Genomic DNA, 22,862 nt, shown 5'->3' with positions numbered 1-22,862 from the left:
AAAAAAGAGCTATCTCTTTTCGAAGATAGCTCTAACACGCGGGTTACTTTTCTACTATTATATTGTCTTTCTTTATAGATACACTTTTCGTGAATCCACTAACGATAAACATCACAATCATATTCATTAACAATGCGACTATACCTACATTTAAATCTTTTATATATTGCGGAAAACTCGGAAACATCGTAGCTATAGTTGAACCAGATAAGGTAATATATGCGACAATTAACAACCCAATCCCCATCCCTGCAATCGCTCCTTGCTTCGTAATAATCTGCCGTGGAAACAAACTACATACAAGTGCAGGGAAAAGTTGCGTAACTATACTGTATCCCATTAAAAGAAGAGCACCTATCGTTTCTCCTCCTTTAAATGTAAACAATACTGCTACGAGCGTTACTACAGGCACAAATAATTTTGCAGCTTTAGCAACTTGTCTATCTGAAGCAGATGGCACCATTGTTCGATAAATATTTTTTGCCAATAGTGTGGAAGCGGCCATAACAAGCATGGAACCTGGAACTAACGCCGTTAATACCCCCGCACTACCAATAATCCCAATAAACCAAGGATCAAAAGTTTGAAGAGCAAGACGGAATAACGAAAGGTCTACATCCGCTCCCTTTAATCCTGGAACTTGTAATATAGCAGCAAACCCTGCAAAGAATACGAAAAGCAAAACTAAAGAATACAGTGGCATGATTGCCGCATTTTTACGAAATATTTTTTCATTTTTTGCAGAGAAAGCAGAGGCAAATGTATGAGGCCACATGTAGAAACCGAGGGCCGTTAATATAATAGTAGAAACAAACCAAGAAATACTCATTCCTTCTTCAGGTAAAGATAAAAACCCTGGTTTCGCAGCTTCTACAGCTTCGAACATCGGCTGAAATCCTCCATAATAATGATACGGTAAATATATACCTAAAAACATAACGATGAATAGTATCATAATATCCTTCAAAGCAGCTGTCCAAGCAGAACCATGTATACCTGAAACCATTACATATATAGTTATAACAATAGCGCCAATCCATACCGCAATAACAGGTGACACTCTTCCATAGGAAGCTTCCGAAACGATGATCCCTAACCCCTTTAGCTGTAAAACGAGATATGGGATGATAGAAATAACACCAATAATTGAAACAATTATCCCAAGCGTCTTACTTCTATATTTCTTCGCAAAAAAATCGGACTGCGAAACGAGGTTATGCTCTTTTGCATATTTCCAAATTGGAGGCAATAAGAAATACGATAAAATATAAGCTAATGCACCATACCCTAAAATATAAAAAGTAGGAGCTCCTTTACTATACGCCCAGCCACTTCCTCCTAAAAATGTGAATGTCGTATAAATTTCGCCTGCCATAAGGAGAAAAACGAAAATAGTTCCAAACCCTCTTCCTCCAACTGACCATTGCTCTAAATTCATATCTTTCCCACGTTGTGCTCGAATTCCTAAAAATAGTGCTAGAAATAAGAAGAAAATAATGATAAGTAATGCTGTCATTTTACATCCCCCTTATTAGCAGGGTCGAATACGTACACAAGACCCATACAAAAAGACGTAATGAGCACTGATAATAGTACCCAAAATAATAGAAATGGCATCCCAAGCACGTAAGGAGTGACCGAATTTGCAAATACTGGTCCAATCACTAAACAAAAAACTGGAATAAGTACTAGCACGTGTATTTTCTTCATCTCATTCTCCTTTACTTATAAAATTCATAATGGATGATACAAAGACTTCCACTCCAATTGGTAATGCGTCTTCGTCAATTGTAAAACGAGGATGGTGATGCGGATATATAATTCCTTTCTCTTCATTGCCTGCCCCAATAAAAAAGAATGTTCCTGGTGCCTTTTGTAAAAATGCCGAAAAATCTTCTCCTGCCATCGTTGGTTGTAAACGAACAACTCTCTCTCTTCCATACAGCTGTAATGCCGTATGTTCAATAAGCTCTGTAACTTCATAATCGTTCACAACTGGTCGATATCCATACTCATAAGAAAATGTATACTTAGCACCGTAGGATTCTGTAATATGTTTTACAATCCTTTCAAGCTTCTTCTTTGTTTCTTCTCTTAATTCATGCCTTAAACTTCTCACTGTCCCTTCAATCTCCGCTTGTTCCGGGATAACATTATGAGTTGTCCCAGAATGAAATTGTGTAACAGATACTACGAGAGAATCTAACGGATTCGTGAGGCGAGATACAATTTGCTGAATTTGCGAAACAACTTGTGCACCAATGGCGATACTATCAACTGTTTCATGCGGAATTCCAGCATGCCCACCTTTTCCCTCTATCGTAATTTTAAAAACGTCCGGCGCCGCCATCGCAGGACCATAAATTACACCTACTTTTCCAACCTCTAATGACGCCCAAAGATGAGCACCAATAATGTAATCCACACCTGCCATCACTCCCGCTGCGACCATTTCCTCTGCACCGCCCGGAAAGTTTTCTTCTGCATGTTGAAATAAAAAGCGAATCTCTCCTTTAACTTTCTCTCTTTCCTCTACCAACTTATGTACTACACCAAGCAATATTGCCATGTGACCATCGTGACCACACGCATGCATCACACCTGGATATGTAGAAATAAAATCAAACTTATTTTCTTCATGAATAGGAAGAGCATCCATATCAGCACGAACCGCGATAGTTTTACCAGGCTGCTTACCAATTAACCTTGCCATTACACTATATTTAGTAGGCCTTGAGACTTCTAAATACGGGATTTCCCGAAGTATGTCGAATACAAATTGAGATGTTTTCTCCTCTTGAAAAGATAACTCTGGATACTTATGAAAATGCCTTCTCCACTCAATCAACTGATTCTTTGATAAAACCAGTTCCTTTGCGACATCCATTTCTCTTCTCCCCTTCTTTACCAAGTTAAATGTTAGTATAGCGCGAACTGTTAACTTTTAAAAGAATCTTCAGAATTTTCTGCAATAAATATTCAAAAATAAAAAGCCATCTCAAGATGACTTTTCATTTTATAAAATAGTAATCGCTTGTTTCCCCATTTGCTCCCACGCCTTTTCAAATTCAGCACGAGGAACAGCTTTTCGTGGATTGTTTGCAAGAGGATCATTTACGTATACAAAGTTTTGATCATATCCAATTACTACAACACTATGCTCATAATATGTAATTTTCACTTCACCTGAACTCGTATTCCATGTTTCAAAACTACTTTCAGCTAATGGTTTAAACGTTGTATTAATAATTACCCATACCGGAGAACCAGAACTAATTACTTTATATAGATCTTGCACGTCTCTGCCCGTTAAATTAATTACTTTTTCAGGAACATACTTTTCTGCTAAATTAAAAATTGGTTGATTATATACACCGTATCCTCGCTCAGCTTTCGTATAAATATTTCCAACGAATCCCTCATAAGGATTTCCATGCAAACCATTTTGTTCAAATGGGACGCGATGAATCTCACTAGCAAGTTGCATCTTATCTACTTGTACACCTTTATGTTGCAGTAGCATAGCTAAACTTGTCACTTCACAACCTCTAGGTAATTCAGGTAACTGTCTAATAAACGGAACCTCTGTAATCATTGCACTTTCTTTCATCTCAGAGAAAAGGTCTAACCGTAATTCTTGTGCCTTTCTCATAATTTTATCTTTCTCGAAAAAAAACACGACAGCAAATATAATACCGAAAATAAAAATATATTTTAACTTTTTCATCATAAACCAAACTCCATTATATCAATTATTTAAAGGCGCAACTTCTATCATTGTACCTTTCTTCTTACTAGTTTGCTAGAAAGATTCTGTAAATTATTATTCGCAAATATCATCGTAAAATTCTAATTTTTTCGACAAAAAGAAAAAATGATATGCTTTTTCAGAACGTTTTACTAACAACAAAATTATTAACATAGTGAAAGAATCGCGTTTCCTTCACTATGTTAATAAACATTCTAAGGTATTTAGTCATAGTTAGTTTTTCCTTTACATACTCAGTTCACAACAAAATAAACCGAGTATGTTTTTCACCCCGCTAATGATTAAAAGTACCGAATGAAATCTAATTAACACATACAAAAAAATATGGGGGGAGGGGCATATGAATCAACAAGTAGAACAAGCAGATTTAAAATACCGTACACCACTTTATCCAATAGTTCCAATCGTAGCTTTCTCATTCAATTTCCTTACATTTGTTAGTTTAGCCTTTATTCCAGATCAGAGAATTTCTCTGTCTTGCGGGATTCCATTTATAATCATTTGCTACATTTTATACCAAATTAAACATTCGGAAAGTTGTCACATTTGAACAAAAAAGAAATATAACCTAGGTAACAAGTTGAATATACTAAAAATTCAGTAACCTTTCTTATGATAAGATAATTTTTTTCTATTTATTGGATATGTTGGTATAACTTTATTTATCTTAAAATTCTCACAATAACGTTTTTATCTGGAAAATAGTTTACAATGTTATCAAGTTACAAATGATATTCACCTTAAAAAGCGTGCATTTGTGTCTATTTTTTAACAATATAATAAAAACTATTGCCAACTATAAATTAATAGGTTTATATTGTTTTATTGGCATAGTTTCAATCCAAGGAGAAAGGAGATTTTCAATCGTGCAACTAAAGAAAGCATTTTGGAAGTTGGCTTCGCTTCTTCCGTTATCATTAGTTCTGTTCCTCGGTGGCTGTGATAAAAAACTAGCAGTATTAAACCCGCAAGGACCTGTTGCAAAGGCACAGTATGATTTAATTGTTTGGTCATTCTTGCTTATGTCATTAATTATCGCAATTGTATTCATCTTGTTTACAGTCATCTTGATTCGTTATCGTGAAAAACCAGAGAATATGGACTATGAGCCACCTGATCAACACGGTAACACATTATTAGAAATCATTTGGACGATTATTCCTGTTATTATCGTTATCGCATTATCGATTCCAACAGTTAAAGCAACTTATGCTTCGGAAGAGGTTCCGCAAGAGTCCAAACATATTAAACCAGTTGAAATTTATGTTACATCTGCAAACTGGAAATGGTTATTTAGTTACCCGGAGGAAAAAATTGAAACCGTTAACTATTTAAACATCCCAGCTGGTGTACCAATTCAATTTAAACTGACTTCTGTAGGTCCAATGAATGCTTTCTGGGTACCAGAACTTGGTGGTATGAAGTATACAATGGATGGCATGATCATGGACTTATATTTACAAGCTGACAAACCAGGTTCTTACCTAGGTCGTAGCTCGAACTTCTCTGGTGAAGGATTCACTCACATGGAGTTCGAAGTTGAAGCAAAAACAAAAGAAAAGTATGACAAGTGGGTAAAAGAAGTACAAGAAACTGCTCCTAAACTAACAGAAGATAAGTACAACGATATTGTTAAACCTGGTGTAGTTGGTCGTATGACATTCTCTAGTCATCACTTAAGTTATGTAGATCCAAAATCACTTGAATATTGTGATTACAACTACTACAAAAACAAAAAATAATAGCTATTATTCCAACAGATTGGAGTGAACACAGTGAAGCTTGATGAATTTTTTGTCACAGGTGACCCGATTATTTACGGAGCTGACGCATCTATCGTTCTTGTGACATTAGCGATTCTTTTCGTACTAACAAAGTACAAAAAATGGAGATGGCTTTGGGATGAATGGTTAACAACTGTTGACCATAAAAAAATAGGAACCATGTATATTATCTCTGCCGTTATAATGTTATTCCGTGGTGGTATGGACGGTTTAATGATTCGTGCCCAGTTAACATTCCCAGATACAACATATTTAAACGCTGAACACTATAACGGAATCTTTACAACACATGGTACAGTTATGATTCTTTTCATGGCGATGCCATTCGTTCTAGGATTAATGAACGTCGTTGTACCATTACAAATTGGTGCTCGTGACGTTGCATATCCGTTCTTAAATGCTTTAAGTTTCTGGTTATTCTTTATTGGAGCAATGTTATTCAACATCGCTTTCGTAATCGGTGGTTCTCCAGACGCTGGGTGGACTTCTTACTTCCCAATGGCGGGTACAGAGTTTACTCCTGGTGTAGGAAATAACTTCTACGCAATCGCCTTACAGATTTCAGGTCTTGGTACGTTAATGACAGGTATTAACTTCCTAGTTACTATTTTAAAAATGCGTACACCTGGAATGAAATTAATGAAAATGCCAATGTTTACATGGTCTATTTTAATTACATGTGTAATCATTATTTTCGCTTTCCCAGTATTAACAGTAGCTCTTGCATTAATGACATTTGACCGTCTATTTGATGCTCACTTCTTTACGATGGCGAGCGGCGGTATGCCAATGCTCTGGGCCAACTTGTTCTGGGTATGGGGTCACCCTGAAGTATATATCGTTATTTTACCGGCATTCGGTATTTTCTCTGAAATCATTAGTACATTCTCACGTAAACGTCTATTCGGTTACAGTGCGATGGTATACTCAATGGTTGCAATTTCTTTACTAAGTTTCGTCGTATGGCTTCATCACTTCTTCACGATGGGTGCAGGTCCAGCGGTTAACTCGTTCTTCTCGATTTCGACAATGGCGATTTCGATTCCAACCGGTGTTAAAATATTTAACTGGTTGTTTACGCTGTATAAAGGACGTATTCGTTTTACAGTTCCAATGCTTTGGTCATTGGCATTTATTCCAAACTTCGTAGTTGGTGGAGTTACAGGGGTTATGCTTGGAATGGCAGCAGCTGATTATCAATACCATAACAGCTACTTCCTAGTCGCTCATTTCCACTACGTATTAATCGCAGGTACAGTATTCGCTATGCTTGCTGGATTCACATTCTGGTATCCAAAAATGACAGGTCATATGCTAAATGAACGCCTTGGTAAATGGACATTCTGGATCTTTATGAGCGGATTTAACATCTGTTTCTTCCCAATGTACTTCCTAGGTTTAGATGGTATGACTCGTCGTATGTACACTTACTCTGAAAGCCTTGGATGGGGTTGGTTGAACCAAATCGCATCTGTCGGCGCAGTAATGATGGGTATCGGATTCGTAATTCTTTGTTACAACGTAATTTGGAGTGCACGTCACGGTGAACGTGACACAACTGGAGATCCATGGGATGGCCGTACACTTGAATGGGCAACTCACTCTCCTGTACAACATTACAACTTCGCGAAACTTCCTGAAATTAAAGAAGCTGATGCTTTCTGGTTCATGAAAAAACGTGGAGAAACAATTACACCAACAGCAGATGAATTAAAACCAATTCACATGCCAAGTAATTCTGGTGTGCCTATTATTATGTCTGCATTCTTCGGTCTTGCAGGTTTTGCATTAGTATTTAGCTGGTTCTGGATTGCAGCAATCGGTGGTATTGGTATTTTAGGTTGCTTAATCTATCGTTCATTCGATTATGATGATGGCTACTACGTAAGCATTGAAGAAATTAAAGAAACAGAACATATAGCATGAGAGGTGAAATGACATGGCGGCTTTAGATAAAAGCTTACCTTTGGAATATCAATCTGAACAAAGCAGATTGAATATCCTAGGATTCTGGATTTTTCTTGGGGCTGAAATTATGCTGTTCGCAACACTTTTCGCCTCTTATCTAGTCCTTGCTGGTCGTACGGCTGATGGCCCAACACCAGCGCAATTGTTTGAAGTTAAAACACTTTTAATTCAAACACTGTTACTTTTAACAAGTAGTTTTACATGTGGTATCGCAATTCACGAAATGCGTAAACACAATCAAAAAGGAATGTTAGCTTGGTTTATCCTGACTTTACTTTTAGGTGCAGGCTTCCTATTCTTTGAAATTGAAGAATTCATTTTGTACGTTGGTGAAGGCGCAACTATTCAAACAAGTGCTTTCTTATCTGCATTCTTCGTTCTTCTTGGAACGCATGGTGCCCACGTAACAGGTGGTATCATTTGGGCAACTTGTGTTATTATCCAAATTTTAAAACGAGGTTTAACACCAGTTACAGCTCGTAAAGTATTTATTATCAGCTTATACTGGCATTTCCTTGATCTTGTTTGGGTCTTTATTTACACACTAGTTTACTTGAACGGGATGGTGGCGTAAATGGATCAAAATAACAATCAAGCAAATGCGCATAGCGGATTCCCATGGTCACACGTTTTCGGATTTATTTTATCGCTTGCACTAACGTTTCTAGCGTTATACGTGGCACTTTACACAAACCTGCCACTTTCAACGATATTAACAACTATCATCATCATGGCAGTTGCGCAAGCGTTATTACAATTAATTATGTTCATGCACTTAAAAGAAGGAGAAGGAAGCATTCAAATCCTTACAATGATATACAGTTTCTTCGTTGCAATTGCAACAGTTGGTCTTACTGTATGGATTTTCTTCTCAATGTAATTTGCATGAAAAAGACTGCTGAGATTCCTCGGCAGTCTTTTTTTATTCTCTCCCCCTATTACATCCACATTACGGAATTAACAACAAAATCATGAAAAATATACTTATTATGACAAATGTTAAGAAAACTCATTCTTTATGAAATCGAATCCATATGCGTTGCTTTTCTACCTATTATATGGCTAAATAGGTACTATATTTATTTGAAGGGAGAGAACGCAGTGGAACATCATTCTTCTGTTCTATCACTGATGGTTGTTGTCGCAATCACGTTTTTCGTTCCCCTTTTGTTACAGCGCTTTAAATTAAAAGCACTTCCTGTCGTTGTTGCAGAAATTATCGCAGGAATCTTTGTAGGTAAAAGTGGATTTAACATCATTGAGCCAGATATGTGGCTTCAAGTCTTATCAACACTAGGGTTTATCTTCCTAATGTTTTTAAGTGGTTTAGAAATTGACTTTTCGATCTTTAAGCAAAAAGGGAAAAAGAATACGACAAACGAACCAAACACATTCCAAGCAGCAAGCATTATCTTCTTATTTATTTTCATTTTATCTTATGCCCTATCATTACTATTCGTATGGCTAGGATTCGTAGACAATGCAATGTTCATGACTTTAATTATTTCAACTATTTCTTTAGGTGTCGTTGTGCCCACATTAAAAGAAAATAACTTAGGAAAAACCGCAATCGGGCAAATCATTTTATTAGTCGCTGTTATTGCAGACTTAGTTACAATGATTTTACTCGCGGTATTCGTCGGATTAAATTCCGAAAGTGGCCAAAGTATGTGGCTTCTACTTCTTCTATTCGGTGCTGGTATTGTAATTTACTTTGTCGCAAGACGTTTTAAAAATATTCCATACCTAGAAAGCCTAAAAGCCGGTAGTGTACAAATTGATACACGAGCTGTTTTTGTACTCATCTTAATATTAGTTGGATTATCTGAATCTGTTGGGGCAGAAAATATTTTGGGAGCCTTTTTAGCAGGTGTACTCGTATCTTTATTATCACCAAATGAAGATATGGTTGAAAAACTTGATTCCATCGGATATGGTTTCTTCATCCCTATTTTCTTCGTAATGGTTGGTGTAAATCTAGAAGTATGGTCTATTTTTAAAGAGCCTTCTAGTATGCTAATGATCCCAATTCTAATTGTGGGACTCTTTATTTCAAAACTGTTGCCATCACTCGTCTTACGAAAATGGTACCCACGCAATATCGTACTCGGAAGTGCCATTTTGTTAACATCAACACTTTCTTTAGTTATTGCGGCTGCACAAATCGGTGAAAAGCTAGGCATCATTAGCCCAAGTTTATCAGCATCTCTTATTTTAAGCGCAGTTATTACTTGTATTTTTGCACCTATATTATTTAACAAGATGTTTCCAAAAGTGGAAACACCAAAACCGAAAGTATCTATTATTGGTGCAAGCAGAATTACCCTTCCGCTATCACTTGATTTAAAACGTGAAGAGTATGACGTAACACTATATATGATACGTCAAAATAAAATAAATGATGAGGAAGCGAAATCTCATGACTTCCCTATTGTAAAATTAGATGAGATTACTATTCAATCTTTAATGGAACAAAAAGCTTTCGAAGCAGACCGTGTTGTTGTTGCGACAAGTGATGATGAACAAAACTTATTATTAGCAGAACACGCAAAAGAATTAGGTGTTGAACACGTCATCGCAAGTGTAGAAGATCCCCTTCTACAAGAAAAGGCGACTCAAGAACATATCGCTGTATTCTCGACTATTAACTCTACACGTATTTTATTACGTGCACTTATTGATAAACCAAGTCTCGTTCGCTTAATTACAACAGCAAATGAAACGGTGCGTGAGGTTGCACTACGAAGTAATAAATATAACGGCTTAGCACTTCGTCGCCTTCCGTTTTTAGGTGATGTACTTGTCATTCAAATTTACCGTGGTAATAAAGCATTAATACCACATGGTGATACGAAGTTACAGTATGGCGATACTTTACTTGTAACGGGTTCAAAAGAACATATTGATACAATGAAAAATATATTAGAGTAGAAAATGCCCCTCACATAAATGAGGGGCATTTTTTCATTTTCATATGGTAAAATGTTACTATCACGTATTATGGGGATGAATAACATTATGTCTATTTCAACTTTAGCTCTCTTATTATTAGCAGAAGTACTCGTCGCCATTATTCTCATCGGTATTAGCATTGAAATTTGTAGCTACGGATGGAAAAAATCAAATGGAATTAAGTACTTTTGTCTCTTATTTTCACTCCTTCTCGGAACCGCTAGCATACTAGGACTTCTCGTTGCACCCGCATATTTCTTCTTACAACTTATAGAAAAAGGCTTATAAGAAAGGATGATATTATGATTACAGTGAAACATATTGATGCATCTGAAACATACTTATTACGCCAAAAGGTTTTGCGTCCCAATCAATCATTAGCAGATTGTAAATACGATTCAGATTACGAAACAGACGCCTTTCATTTAGGTGCATTTCTACATGATGAACTTGTTAGCATCGCCTCCTTCTCTAAAGAAATACATCCTGATTTACAAGCTGGTACCCACTATCGTCTACGAGGAATGGCAACATTACCTAATTTCCGAAACCAGCATGCTGGCAGCTCCTTAATTCGTAAAGCTGAACAAGTCCTCCAAGAACGCGAAGCAAATATTCTATGGTGTAATGCCCGAATTACCGTAGCCGATTATTACAAACGATTAGGTTTCCATGAGCATGGTGAAATCTTCGAGATTGATCCAATAGGACTACATAAAGTAATGTATAATGAAATATAAGAAAAGCTTTCTGCATATTGCAGAAAGCTTTTCTTATATTTCATTTTCACTTTTTATTTTTTTCATATATATGTATATAAACAAACTAGGAATTAAAAAGCAAGCAAACATAATAAGTCCTGTTATACTAATTTCCTTTATCGAAATATCTGGTGTTACAATGATACAAATAGCTAAAATACCAATAACAATACCTACTGGAATGAATAATAGCTTCATGAAATAACTACGAGATACTCCCCCTGTATGCTCATACACTTCCACCGAATTTTTTAAGTTTAAAAAGTTAATAACTATTATCCCGCCCATAAATACCATTAATAAATCCGAAACACTTTCATATCCTGCCCCTTGCAAAAACATAACGGTAAAACACGATACTTAGTATGACAATATTTTGTAAGATGAAAGCTAGTCTAATATGCTTTAACCCCTCGATCATTAAACGTTCATCTTTCACGATTTTCACCCTATCACTCCTTTTCCTCCCAAAACAAATCATTCAATGTTTTATCTACCGCATAACAAATTTTCAAACATAAATCTAAAGATGGATTGTATTTCCCCTTCTCAATTAAACTAATCGTTTGCCTTGTAACGCCTACTTTTTCTGCTAATTGTTGCTGTGTTAAATCTAACTGAACACGCGCGACTTTTATTTTACTTACAGCCATTCATGTTCCTCCTCTATCTTTATTGTAACATATATATTCCATTAAGTAATTTATATTTTACGTGACTAATTTAATTTTCACCTTACCCCGAATTAACGGGCCGTAAGACTCCCACCTCAAAAGTCGGCAGGAGCAAAGAAGTTAGGTGGGAGCCCTGCTGCCCGTAAACGCCCGATTGGTGAGGGCTGATAATCAATGGGGATGAACAAAATCCCCACTTATTATAGTTTCACTTTATTATACACAAAAAAGGAGCCTCTCATAAGAAGCCCCTTTCTATATCTATATTATAAGAATAAATGACATCCAAACAAAATTGTAAATAAGTATAGTAACGGATGTACTTCCATCCCTTTTCCCTTCACAATCTTTAAGATTGGATACACTAAAAATCCGATTGCAATTCCATTCGCAATACTAGATGTTAACGGAATACCAACGAAAATTAAAAATGCTGGTAATGCATCTTCAAACTCATCCCAATTAATATCACGAATGCTTTGTGCCATTAAACTCCCTACTATAATTAGTGATGGGGCTGTAATAGCCGCTACATTTGATAAAGAAGCAATAACAGGGCTAAAGAATGCCGTTATAATCGTTAAACAAACTACTACAATACCTGTCAATCCAGTTTTACCACCTGCCGCAATTCCAGCTGACGATTCAATTGTCGCTGCTGTCGGGCTTGTCCCAAAGATAGAACCTGTCGTCCCGCCAATTGCATCTGCAATGAACGCCTTACCAAAGCGCTTTTCAGTGTTATCTGTATTTAAACCTGCTTGTTTAATTAAACCAAGTAACGCACCTGTTGTATCAAATAAAAGTACAAGTAAGAATGAAAAAATAACCCCATATAAACCGTATTGAATTACATCTGAAAATGCATTGATAGGGTTTGAAACAATAATTCCTTCTGGTAAATGTGGCATTGCGACAATGTTATTTTCAAACTTTAATTGCCCTGTAAAGAAAGCAATAATCCCTGTCACAATCATACTAATAAACAATGCACCACTAACACGTAATACCATTAATACCGCCGCTAACACTAAACCAACTATTGTTAAAATAACAGCCGGTGAATGAAAGTCTCCGATTGTAACTAAGTTAGACGGATGGTCAACGATAATACCCGAAAGTCGCAATCCAATAAAAGCAATAAATAATCCGATTCCACCTGCAATTGCATGTTTTAAACTGTCAGGAATTGCGACAATTAGCTTTTGCCTAAACGAGGTGAAAGATAATAAAAGAAAAATAATACCTGTTACAAATACTGCCGAAAACGCAATGACATATGTAATCCCCTCTGCCTGTTGAACAACAGAATAAGCAAAATATGCATTCATTCCCATAGCTGGAGCAATAACAATTGGATAGTTAGCTAAAAACGCCATACATAGCGTTCCAACAACTGTCGCAATAATAGTTGCTGTAAATGCTTGATCAAATGGTACACCTGCATCAGATAATATTTTCGGATTGATGACAAGAATATACGCAAATGTAAAAAAAGTTGTGATGCCAGCTAGAATTTCTTGCTTCACAGAAGTGTTATACTTTTGTAATTGAAACATACTTATGTACCTTCCTACATTTGAATTATTATCACACATTCTTTTCTTATTAGTATGTGAGAAAATGTAATACTTAATCTTAACAATCAATAAAAAGAAGAGTCAATATATTCTCTAATAGTTAGAATTTTAAGTTTAAGTCTGACAAATACAGATGTAGTACAGTGTATTATGATTATTTTTGTAGCATAACAGATAGAAATGTTTTATAATTTGAAATAGTTAAATATTTAGTGGATTCATTCAAATATTGTTCACTCTACAGGGGGTATTCTTCTTATGCAGCAAACAAACAAATCTGAAACTTTAAACCGTGGCTTAAAACAAAGGCATATTACTTTAATGTCTCTCGGTTCAGCTATTGGCGTTGGACTATTTTTAGGATCAGCTTCCGCTATTAAACTAGCTGGCCCATCTATTTTACTAGGCTATATGATCGCCGGACTCGTTATTTTCTTCATTATGCGCGCACTCGGAGAAATGGCAATTGAACAACCGGTTGCTGGCTCTTTTAGTAAATATGCAAATGATTACATCAGCCCACTAGCTGGGTATATTACAGGCTGGAATTACTGGTTTTTATGGGTTGTTACTTGTATGGCGGAAATTACAGCAGCAGGCATTTACATGCAGTACTGGTTCCCTGATATCCCGCGCTGGACTTGGGCATTACTAGCTCTTTTATTAATGAGTGCTTTCAACTTCTTATCTGTGAAAGTATTTGGAGAACTTGAGTTTTGGTTTGCTCTCATCAAAATTGTCACAATTATCTGTATGATAGTGATTGGCTTTGGTATTATTCTATTCGGATTTGGAAATGGCGGCGTTGCAACTGGTATTTCAAATCTTTGGGAACATGGGGGCTGGTTCCCAAATGGCTTCTCTGGATTATTACTTTCCTTACAAATGGTATTATTCGCTTATTTAGGAGTCGAACTTATCGGAGTTACAGCTGGTGAGGCTCAAAATCCGAAAAAGACACTCGCAAAAGCAATTGATAATGTATTTTGGAGAATTTTAATATTCTACGTTGGAGCTCTATTCGTTATGATGGCAATTTACCCTTGGAACGAACTTGGCGAAAAAGGAAGTCCCTTCGTGCTAACATTCCAGCAAATTGGTATCGCAAAGGCAGCGGGCATTATTAACTTTGTTGTTTTAACAGCAGCTCTTTCTTCTTGTAACGGTGGTTTGTTTAGTACAGGCCGTATGCTATTTACATTAGCACAACAAAAGAAAGCACCCGAAAGATTCGGTCGTTTAAATAAAAACGGTATTCCGAGTCAAGGAATTATCGCAACAGCAATCGTTTTACTCGTTGGCGTTATATTAAACTATCTTGTTCCTGCAAAAGTGTTTACATGGTTAACTAGTATTTCAACTTTCGGCGCAATTTGGACTTGGGGTATAATATTAGTCGCTCAAATTAAATTCCGTAAAGGATTACAATCTAATAAAAAGGAAAAACTAACATATAAAATGCCTTTACACCCATTAAGTTCATATTTCTCACTCGGCTTCCTTGTACTTGTACTAGGTATAATGGCTTATTCAGAAGATACACGAATCGCATTAATCGTCGGTCCAATTTGGCTTATCGGCTTGGCTATCGTGTATTACATGAAAGGGTTCCATAAACTTGATGAATCATCTAATTCAAAAATTAGTTAAGTCCACGATCTCTTCCTACTTTACTAGGGAGAGATTTTTTCATTATTCACACAAATATTTCTCAATCTAATTAACGTTATCTTTACACTATTTAATATTTTCTATCTTTATTTTTACAGAAAAATAAATTACATTATTAAAGCACATATATTTATTATTAGGGGGATTCTTCTATGAAGAATAAAAAATGGGTTCAATTTTCTTTAGCAACAGCAATTACACTCAGTTTAGGAAGCGCTTATGTTCCATCTACTTATGCCGAAAGCTCTGTAGATCCAGCTCCTGAAATTGCTGCGAAAATTGCAAATCAAAACAATGGGAAAAAAGTATTATTCGATAATACGCACGGTCAAACTGCCGGGACAGCTGACTGGGTTATTGATGGCGGTTTTTCTGATTTCGGAAATGGCATTGCCCAAAACGGATATCATGTAAAAGAACTTCGTAAATCAGCACCTATTACATACGAAGATTTAAAAAACTACAATGTGTTTATCGTTCCAGAAGCCAATATTCCTTACAAAAAATCTGAACAAGATGCAATGTTACAATACGTAAAAAATGGCGGAAGTATCTTCTTCATTGCCGATCATTATAATGCAGATCGTAATAAAAACCGTTGGGACTCTTCAGAAGTATTCAATGGATATAGACGCGGTGCATGGGATAATCCAGCAAAAGGCATGTCTAGTGACGAAGTAAATTCACAGGCTATGCAAGGAGTCGAAAGCTCTGATTGGCTATCCGATAATTTCGGTATTCGTTTCCGTTACAATGCACTTGGTGATGTTTCAGCTAAAAATATTGTCTCACCTGCACAATCATTCGGAATTACAACTGGCGTTTCATCTGTAGCAATGCATGCCGGCTCTACTCTTGCGATTACAAATCCAAAACTAGCGAAAGGCCTTGTATATCTTCCAGAAAACCCATCAAAATGGAATAACGCTGTTGATAGCGGCGTTTATAACGGTGGTGGCGTTGCAGAGGGGCCTTATGCTGCCATTTCGAAAGTTGGCCTTGGAAAAGCAGCCTTTATTGGTGATTCTTCTCCTGTTGAAGATGCTACGCCAAAATATGTTCGTGAAGATTCAGGTCAATCAAAGAAAACTTATGATGGTTATAAAGAAGAAAACGATGCTGTTCTATTAGAAAACATCGTGAATTGGTTAGCGAAGCAAGAAACATTTACAAGCTTAGATCAAGTGAGTGGTTTACAGCTTGATGCACCTACAGCTCTACAAACATTTGAACAACCAAGTTTATCAACAGAACCACAACCAGAACCTTGGAGCGCACCAAGTCAAGATTACCAGTGGTTCAATACAAATACTTTCAAACCAGGTTCATACGGCTATAACGGTGCAGTGACAACGAGTGATTACGTAATTACGCACCCTAGCATTCTACCAAACAATGAAGTGTTCCAAATGAAGATTCAAGTAAATAACTTATTACCGAATACAACTTATAACAACTATTCTTTAGGTATCTTCACTACTGGCGGAACACAAGTAGCAAAAGTACAAAATACAAACGGCACTTGGCCATCTACTTTCGGATATAGTAGTACGTTCTCTTTCATAACAAACAGCCTAGGTTCTGCTGAAAAAATTGTAAATGTACAACTTGATCCAAATACAACTGGACAAGCAACACTTCGTCTACGTCAAAACACAACAGCGAAATATAGTGAAACTGTAACGATTGGTAAGAAGTAAAGTACAGTAAAAGGCAATCCACATATGGATTGCCTTTTTTTTCACTTCTCTTCTTTTGAGAAAAACATTCTTGAAATAACGATACCTATACTACCAACGATTAAGAATAACACCGCCCTAATCATCATCGACACCTCTGGTAAATCGAGAAGGAATAACTTCCCTACTGTTACTACTAATACGACTAATCCAGCATATAATATTTCGTTCATCTGTCTATAACGGCCAAACCAAACTGCAAATAACGCATATACCATCCATAATAACGATACAGATACGCTAATTATACTTCCATCTGTAGAAAGAACTTCACCGATTCTAGTAATTGTAATAAATACAATGACCATTAACGAGTAGAGCGCTATCGAATAAACATATTTACCAAAACTCGCTAACACTTCTTTCGCTTGTCTCATGCAATAATAGAACGTTCCTATCAAAATAATATGAGCGACAAATCCTGCCGAAATGAAATGATCAAACGGGCTAAAAATCGTCTGCACCATTCCAATCGCATAAATCGTTGCACTTACATATAATTTAATATTTTGCTTTACTTTAATAGCAGTAACCATACCAAGGAAACCTTGTAACAATAATACGATTGCTGCATTCACCAAACTGTACTCGTATAAAATCGCTAAACTAAATGACCCCATTGCAAAGCCAAATATTAGATTTGTAAATACAGAATGTTTATTCTTCCTATATTCAAGTGCGAACATAACAACATGCACGAATGCACTTATAACTAATCCCCACGTTGTAAATTCAGGAATTTGAGAAATGGCTAAAATAAAGAAAACTGCATTCGCACTAAATATCGCCAATCTTGCTTCTTGTATAAAACTTCTCTCCGAAAACATATGCCAAAATAATAGTAAATGAATTGCGCCGTATACAACTGTTAACTGTACTTGCACATTCTCTACTAATATTGACATAACAGCAAAGAAGACAACTAGGACAATTGCCGCCACAACATAAGAAATCATATACAAGTACTTATAACGGTTTCTCAATGCATACCATAATAGACTAATTGTTAATATCGTCTCATAACTAAAGAAAATATACGTATTAGGAGTCGTACTATTTAACAAGAAAGGAACAAAAAATGCTCCTACCGCCACGAAAATAGCGAGATATTCCGATCTATATCTTTTCGCTAAATAAATCCCTGAAATAACCCATATAATGTTGCAAATAAACGCAATACTTGCAGGAATAAATTCATATAAATAATGTGCCGCAAACGTTGTTAAAACAATTCCCGTAATACTTCCTCCAGCTAATACTAACCCTAACGCTTGCCGCTCTCTTTTAATTTGTATATCTCCTACATAATACAAACCGGCAGATAGTACGATGCCAAACACAACCCGTATCGCTGGTGTTAACAATCCGGCATTTACCCCTGCTTTAAATAACCAAATAACGCCAAGTAGCATAATACCGACAAATATGCGTGGTAACCATGTTTGACAAAACTTTATAATATTAAATGGTTCTGGTTTAAATGCAGATATATCTACTTGTTTCACCTCTGGCTCTTGCATGGACTCCCTCTTCTTAACAACATCTTTTTGTAACTTTTCATTACTTACTGCTTCAATATATTCTTTCTTTTCCTTATTAACATTTTGTTGAACTTTATCTACTTCTATTTTTCTTTGTTTCGCTTTCAATTCATAAAGTGTCTCTTGCATCGTTTCAATTGCCGTTTCGAGCGCTTCTATTTTCTTATTTAAATCCTCCTTCATACAATCCCCCCTCATCATCGATTTTTCACTTGACCTATATATTACCAATTACCTTTATCATACTCTTAGTCTATTCATTTTCAATACTATTTTTCCCAAAAAAGAAAGGTGTTTTCCCAAATAGGAAAACACCTCTTACTTATTTCTTCTTATTTATAGCAATACTAACAATTACACCGAGGCAGACACCTACAAATGCCGGAACAATCCATCCTACACCTTCTGTATAAAACGGAAGAATTTTTAGTAGTGGTGTCCATTTATTCATCAGTACATTTTTGTTTAAAACATCAATCGCACTAAATGCCGCTACGAGCCCAATCGTTACCGAATATACGTATACATACTTCCCAATATACTTATGGAATAACCCTAAAATAATAAGCGTTAGTGCAACTGGATAAATAAATCCAAGAATCGGTACCGATACTTTTAAAATTTGCGTTAATCCTAAATTAGCTAAAACCATACTAACAAAACTTAATATAAATGCCCAAGCTTTATAAGATACTTTCGGAAATACACTTGCGAAAAATTGACTACACGACGTAACAAGTCCGATTGAAACGCATAGACAAGCGACAGTAAAAATAAGGCCTAATAAAACTAGCCCACCTTGTCCAAATAATGTCGTCATAACTTGTGCTAACACTTTCGCACCGTTATCAAATGTACCCAATGAACCACTAATTGAACCAACATATCCAAGAATGACATAAATAATAGATAATAAAAGCCCTGCTCCAATACCAGCAATACTCATATATTTCGCTAAACCTTTATCATCCTCTACACCTTTTGCACGCAGAGCATTTGCAATAACAATCCCAAAGATTAAAGCCGCTAATGCATCCATCGTTAAATAACCATCTAAAAATCCTTGAAACATAGGAGCTTGTCCATAATTTCCTGTAGGCTCTTTCACACCGCCTACTGATGTAAACATACTTTTTATAAATATAATGGCAATCATACATAATAATAAAGGCGTTAACACCTTTCCAAACAAGCCCATTAATTTGGACGGAGATAAACTTAACCAGTAAACAATGCTAAAGAAAATAGCCGTGTACAATAACAAAACTACGCTACCCGCTTTTGGGAACAACTGACCTGGTCCCATTTCAAAAGCTAAACTTCCTGCACGTGGTATACCAAGACCTGGTCCAATAAATAAGTACACAATACATGGAAAAATAATTGCAAATGAAGAATGAACCCTGCCCGCTAACGTTTGAAAGCTCCCTGCTTTCGCAATAGCGATAACACCTAATATCGGAAGCCCTGTTGCTGACATAATAAAACCTAGCAATGCAATCCACACATGCTCTCCCGCTTCGTATCCAAGGAAAGGTGGAAATATAAGATTCCCCGCTCCAAAGAACATAGAGAATAACATAAGACTAATAAGCAAAATTTCTTTTTTCTGTAACAATTTCATTTCTTTCTCCTTCTTCAATTTCATCTCGCATGAGATCCATTCCACACGTAGGAAAAACGCGATAATCCGCTTCCTTACAAAGAAAACATAGTCCATAGTCTACCACAAAAGAAACACCCATTCTATATCTACTTCCCTTTTCCAATTTCTTCTGAAAAATCAACCTTTATTGACTTCCAATAGTTAATAAGGTAAAATATTAAATATACAAAACTATTAACTTTGTTTTTTGTTTGTGTCAGGAGGAAAAATCACATGGAATCAACGATACAACTAGAAAGAGAACAACAAAGAAAAAAGAAACATCCTCCAGGTTTGTACTTACTCTTCTTTACAGAAATGTGGGAAAGATTTAGTTACTATGGATTACGAGGATTATTAACATTATATTTAACAACAGCTTTAGTAAGTGGTGGTCTTGGGTTTAGTCCCGCTTGGGCACTCTCTATTTACGGATTTTATACTGGTGCTTGTTATTTCACACCATTGATCGGTGGATACTTAACAGACCGTTTTCTAGGTAAACGAAAAGCCATCACAATTGGTGGTATAACAATGGCAATCGGTAACCTTACACTATTTGCCTTGCAAAACCAAGCCGGTCTATACCTCGGATTAGCGCTTATTATTATCGGTAATGGATTCTTCAAACCGAATATCTCTACACTTGTTGGAGAATTATACGAAGAGCACGATCCAAAACGTGATAGTGCATTTACAATATTCTATATGGGTATTAACGTCGGTTCATTTTTAGCTCCACTCGTTTGCGGATTTTTATCAGAAAATTTATTTAAAACAACAGTGGACGGTGTTGTTCATTACGGATTCCGTTACGGTTTCTTAGCCGCTTCAATCGGAATGATCATTGGACAAATTTTATTTACAACACTATCAAATCGCTTCCTTGGTGATATCGGTAAAAAACCAACTCGCGATTTGCAAACGGCTGCTGGACAACAAACAGTAGGAAATACACCGTTAACAAAAAAAGAAAAACAACGTACAACAGTTATCGTCATTTTAACATGCTTTGTTGTCTTCTTCTGGGCTGGATTTGAACAAGCTGGTAGTTCGTTAACATTATATACAAACAAATTTGTAGACCGCTCTGTGTTCGGATGGGAAGTTCCAACATCTTGGTTCCAATCGGTCAATCCGTTATTTATTATTTTACTTGCTCCAGTCATTTCAACATTATGGGCAAAACTTGCAACTAGAAAAAATGGGGATTTAAAAATCCCAACAAAAATGGGACTTGGTATGATCCTACTCGGTATCGGTTATATCATTCTTGTTATCGCTACATTAAAAACAGGTAGTGATGAACATAACATTACAGAAAAAGCAAACTTACTATTTATCGTCTTTACGTATCTTTTCCATACGTTAGGTGAGTTATTCTTATCACCTGTTGGACTATCAATGGTTAGCGCACTTGCTCCAGTAAAACTTGCTTCTTTATTAATGGGAGTATGGCTAGCAAGCTCAGGAATCGCCAACATTATAGGCGGACAGCTTGCAAGCTTCACAACTTCACTTGGATATGCTGAAGTATTTACAGTAATCGGAGCTGCAGCAATTATTTTAGGTTGTGTTTTATTATTAATTTCTAAGAAATTAGTGAAATGGATGGATTAAAAAAGATGAGGAAAAATTCCTCATCTTTTTTTTATGCTTTTTTACCTTTTTCTATTGCTTGTTCATAAAGATTTTTGTGCTCTTTATATTCACTTGGCACGAAGTTTTTATAGAAAAATGAAAGCCAGCTATCTCCTTTTTTATATCCTTCTTCTCGGATTTCTGCTGCCTTTTTATTTGATTTAAATCCTTCCGTAAACCATTTCTTTAATGCTTCGTGTTTTTCATACTTAGCAGGAACTTTCAAATCATAATTTTCAAATGCATATGTATATCCAGCTTTTTTTTCCATTTTTTAGGCAGACTTATATCCTGTTTCATACGCGGTTTCATATGCTTTCACATATGTATCCTTTTAAGTATTTCCAGGTTTCTTTTCAGCTAATGCTTTACCAGCCTTTTCACCAAGTTCCGCTTGTTCTTTTTCAATCTTTTCGGTTCTCTCTTTATTACCTACTTGGAAACCTTCTGCAAAGTTCACCTTAAACTCAGGAGTAATTTGACTATCGTCCATTGCCTCTTGTGCTAACCCTTGATCTTTACCTTTTTCAAAATGTGCTTTTTTCTGTTCTTCTAAAGACCATGCCGCAGCATAAGTAGTTGTAAATGCTTGTTTATATGCATCTGACTTTCCAGCTACATGTCCTTCTGCATTGTTTTTTCCTGCTTTAAAATCTGTCTCACCGTTTTTTTGCCCTTCAGCTTGTCCCTTTTCAGCCTCAGCTTTACGCTGCGCTTCCTCTGCCTTACGTGCTTCTTCTGCTTTGCATTGTTCTTCTGCAGCACGCTGTCTCTCTTCCTCTACTTTGCGCTGTTCTTCTGCAGCGCGCTGTCTCTCTTCCTCTGCTTTACGCTGTTCTTCTGCAGCACGTTGTTTTTCTGCCTCCACATTGTGCTGTGCTTCTGCTTGTCTTTCAGCTTCTACAGCACCATTATTATTTTGGCTAGGGGCTGGACTCGTTGTACCACTACTAGAAGCTGGTTTATTGTGATAATGATATTCCCCGTACTGCAATCCCCATTTTTCACAATTTGTACGACACGTATGTCCACCATTAGCATCTGTACGTCCTGGATGTGCATAAGCAGAAATTGGCGCTACCAATAACGCTACGCTTGTTGTTAAAAGAAGTTTTTTTACTTGCTGTTTCACTTTTG

At 36.3% G+C, this 22,862-nt stretch carries 18 protein-coding genes and 3 pseudogenes; 11 read left to right on the top strand and 10 right to left on the bottom strand.

Annotated elements, in window-relative coordinates:
- Nucleotides 1–43: 43 nt before the first annotated feature.
- The 4 genes from MHI07_RS03485 to MHI07_RS03470 form a co-directional block, all read right to left on the bottom strand.
- Nucleotides 44–1,516 carry a sodium:solute symporter family protein gene (locus MHI07_RS03485; protein ID WP_340821972.1) on the bottom strand — a complete coding sequence of 491 codons (1,473 nt, stop codon included), beginning with the start codon at nt 1,514–1,516 and terminating at the stop codon, nt 44–46.
- Entirely contained in the window at nt 1,513–1,710 is a 198-nt protein-coding gene (locus tag MHI07_RS03480; protein WP_340821970.1) for a DUF3311 domain-containing protein, read from the bottom strand. Before MHI07_RS03480 ends, MHI07_RS03485 begins: the two co-directional genes overlap by 4 nt.
- Nucleotide 1,711: 1 nt before the next feature.
- Entirely contained in the window at nt 1,712–2,887 is a 1,176-nt protein-coding gene (locus MHI07_RS03475; protein WP_340821969.1) for an amidohydrolase, read from the bottom strand.
- A gap of 129 nt (nt 2,888–3,016) precedes the next feature.
- Nucleotides 3,017–3,727 carry a C39 family peptidase gene (locus MHI07_RS03470; RefSeq protein ID WP_033710649.1) on the bottom strand — a complete coding sequence of 237 codons (711 nt, stop codon included), beginning with the start codon at nt 3,725–3,727 and terminating at the stop codon, nt 3,017–3,019.
- Nucleotides 3,728–4,133: 406 nt separating this feature from the next.
- On the opposite strand from MHI07_RS03470, the pseudogene MHI07_RS03465 reads away from it, so the two are divergent.
- The 8 genes and pseudogenes from MHI07_RS03465 to MHI07_RS03430 all read left to right on the top strand — a co-directional run.
- A pseudogene (locus tag MHI07_RS03465) lies at nt 4,134–4,341 on the top strand (amino acid permease); the annotation flags it as partial.
- A 294-nt stretch (nt 4,342–4,635) separates the two neighbouring features.
- Nucleotides 4,636–5,511: a cytochrome aa3 quinol oxidase subunit II gene (locus MHI07_RS03460; RefSeq protein WP_002159258.1), complete on the top strand. Its 876-nt coding sequence runs from the start codon at nt 4,636–4,638 to the stop codon at nt 5,509–5,511.
- A gap of 33 nt (nt 5,512–5,544) precedes the next feature.
- Nucleotides 5,545–7,479 (top strand): cytochrome aa3 quinol oxidase subunit I, encoded by a 1,935-nt coding sequence (qoxB, locus tag MHI07_RS03455; RefSeq protein WP_002159259.1) that lies wholly within the window; start codon nt 5,545–5,547, stop codon nt 7,477–7,479.
- 13 nt (nt 7,480–7,492) lie between these two features.
- Nucleotides 7,493–8,095 carry a cytochrome aa3 quinol oxidase subunit III gene (gene qoxC, locus MHI07_RS03450; RefSeq protein WP_002029841.1) on the top strand — a complete coding sequence of 201 codons (603 nt, stop codon included), beginning with the start codon at nt 7,493–7,495 and terminating at the stop codon, nt 8,093–8,095.
- Nucleotides 8,096–8,401, top strand: a complete 306-nt coding sequence (gene qoxD, locus MHI07_RS03445) for a cytochrome aa3 quinol oxidase subunit IV (protein WP_002159260.1) — start codon at nt 8,096–8,098, stop codon at nt 8,399–8,401.
- A 221-nt stretch (nt 8,402–8,622) separates the two neighbouring features.
- A complete protein-coding gene (locus MHI07_RS03440) occupies nt 8,623–10,452 on the top strand; it encodes a monovalent cation:proton antiporter family protein (protein ID WP_340821965.1) in 1,830 nt (609 codons plus the stop codon).
- Between the two features lie 18 nt (nt 10,453–10,470).
- Nucleotides 10,471–10,761 carry a DUF4022 family protein gene (locus tag MHI07_RS03435; protein WP_002114192.1) on the top strand — a complete coding sequence of 97 codons (291 nt, stop codon included), beginning with the start codon at nt 10,471–10,473 and terminating at the stop codon, nt 10,759–10,761.
- 14 nt (nt 10,762–10,775) lie between these two features.
- Nucleotides 10,776–11,213: a GNAT family N-acetyltransferase gene (locus MHI07_RS03430; protein WP_078173804.1), complete on the top strand. Its 438-nt coding sequence runs from the start codon at nt 10,776–10,778 to the stop codon at nt 11,211–11,213.
- Between the two features lie 33 nt (nt 11,214–11,246).
- On the opposite strand, the pseudogene MHI07_RS03425 reads toward MHI07_RS03430, so the two are convergent.
- The 3 genes and pseudogenes from MHI07_RS03425 to MHI07_RS03415 form a co-directional block, all read right to left on the bottom strand.
- A pseudogene (locus MHI07_RS03425) lies at nt 11,247–11,682 on the bottom strand (hypothetical protein).
- A gap of 4 nt (nt 11,683–11,686) precedes the next feature.
- A complete protein-coding gene (locus MHI07_RS03420; RefSeq protein ID WP_000301182.1) occupies nt 11,687–11,887 on the bottom strand; it encodes a helix-turn-helix transcriptional regulator in 201 nt (66 codons plus the stop codon).
- Nucleotides 11,888–12,174: 287 nt separating this feature from the next.
- Nucleotides 12,175–13,467 (bottom strand): NCS2 family permease, encoded by a 1,293-nt coding sequence (locus tag MHI07_RS03415; protein WP_002159265.1) that lies wholly within the window; start codon nt 13,465–13,467, stop codon nt 12,175–12,177.
- Between the two features lie 279 nt (nt 13,468–13,746).
- Between MHI07_RS03415 and MHI07_RS03410 the strand changes: the two genes are divergently transcribed.
- The gene (locus MHI07_RS03410) at nt 13,747–15,138 is read left to right on the top strand and encodes an amino acid permease (RefSeq protein WP_340821961.1); all 1,392 of its coding nucleotides are present in this window, start codon (nt 13,747–13,749) and stop codon (nt 15,136–15,138) included.
- A gap of 173 nt (nt 15,139–15,311) precedes the next feature.
- Nucleotides 15,312–16,859, top strand: a complete 1,548-nt coding sequence (locus MHI07_RS03405) for a DNA-binding protein (RefSeq protein ID WP_340821959.1) — start codon at nt 15,312–15,314, stop codon at nt 16,857–16,859.
- Between the two features lie 41 nt (nt 16,860–16,900).
- Here the strand turns inward: MHI07_RS03405 and MHI07_RS03400 are convergent, their stop codons facing one another.
- Both MHI07_RS03400 and brnQ1 read right to left on the bottom strand, forming a co-directional pair.
- Complete coding sequence (locus tag MHI07_RS03400; protein WP_340821957.1) at nt 16,901–18,622, bottom strand: DUF2339 domain-containing protein; 1,722 nt, start codon at nt 18,620–18,622, stop codon at nt 16,901–16,903.
- Between the two features lie 139 nt (nt 18,623–18,761).
- Complete coding sequence (brnQ1, locus tag MHI07_RS03395; RefSeq protein ID WP_445661744.1) at nt 18,762–20,063, bottom strand: branched-chain amino acid transport system II carrier protein BrnQ1; 1,302 nt, start codon at nt 20,061–20,063, stop codon at nt 18,762–18,764.
- Nucleotides 20,064–20,318: 255 nt separating this feature from the next.
- Between brnQ1 and MHI07_RS03390 the strand changes: the two genes are divergently transcribed.
- Nucleotides 20,319–21,704 carry a peptide MFS transporter gene (locus MHI07_RS03390; RefSeq protein WP_340821953.1) on the top strand — a complete coding sequence of 462 codons (1,386 nt, stop codon included), beginning with the start codon at nt 20,319–20,321 and terminating at the stop codon, nt 21,702–21,704.
- A 31-nt stretch (nt 21,705–21,735) separates the two neighbouring features.
- Here the strand turns inward: MHI07_RS03390 and MHI07_RS03385 are convergent.
- Nucleotides 21,736–22,857: pseudogene (locus tag MHI07_RS03385) on the bottom strand (YHYH domain-containing protein).
- Between the last annotated feature and the right edge of the window lie 5 nt (nt 22,858–22,862).

It is taken from the genome of Bacillus sp. FSL H8-0545, from assembly GCF_038006105.1.
GTDB classification, from domain to species: domain Bacteria; phylum Bacillota; class Bacilli; order Bacillales; family Bacillaceae_G; genus Bacillus_A; species Bacillus_A cereus_U.
The sequence above is the reverse complement of the archived record's forward strand: the minus strand, read 5'-3'. Positions and strand labels throughout refer to the sequence as shown.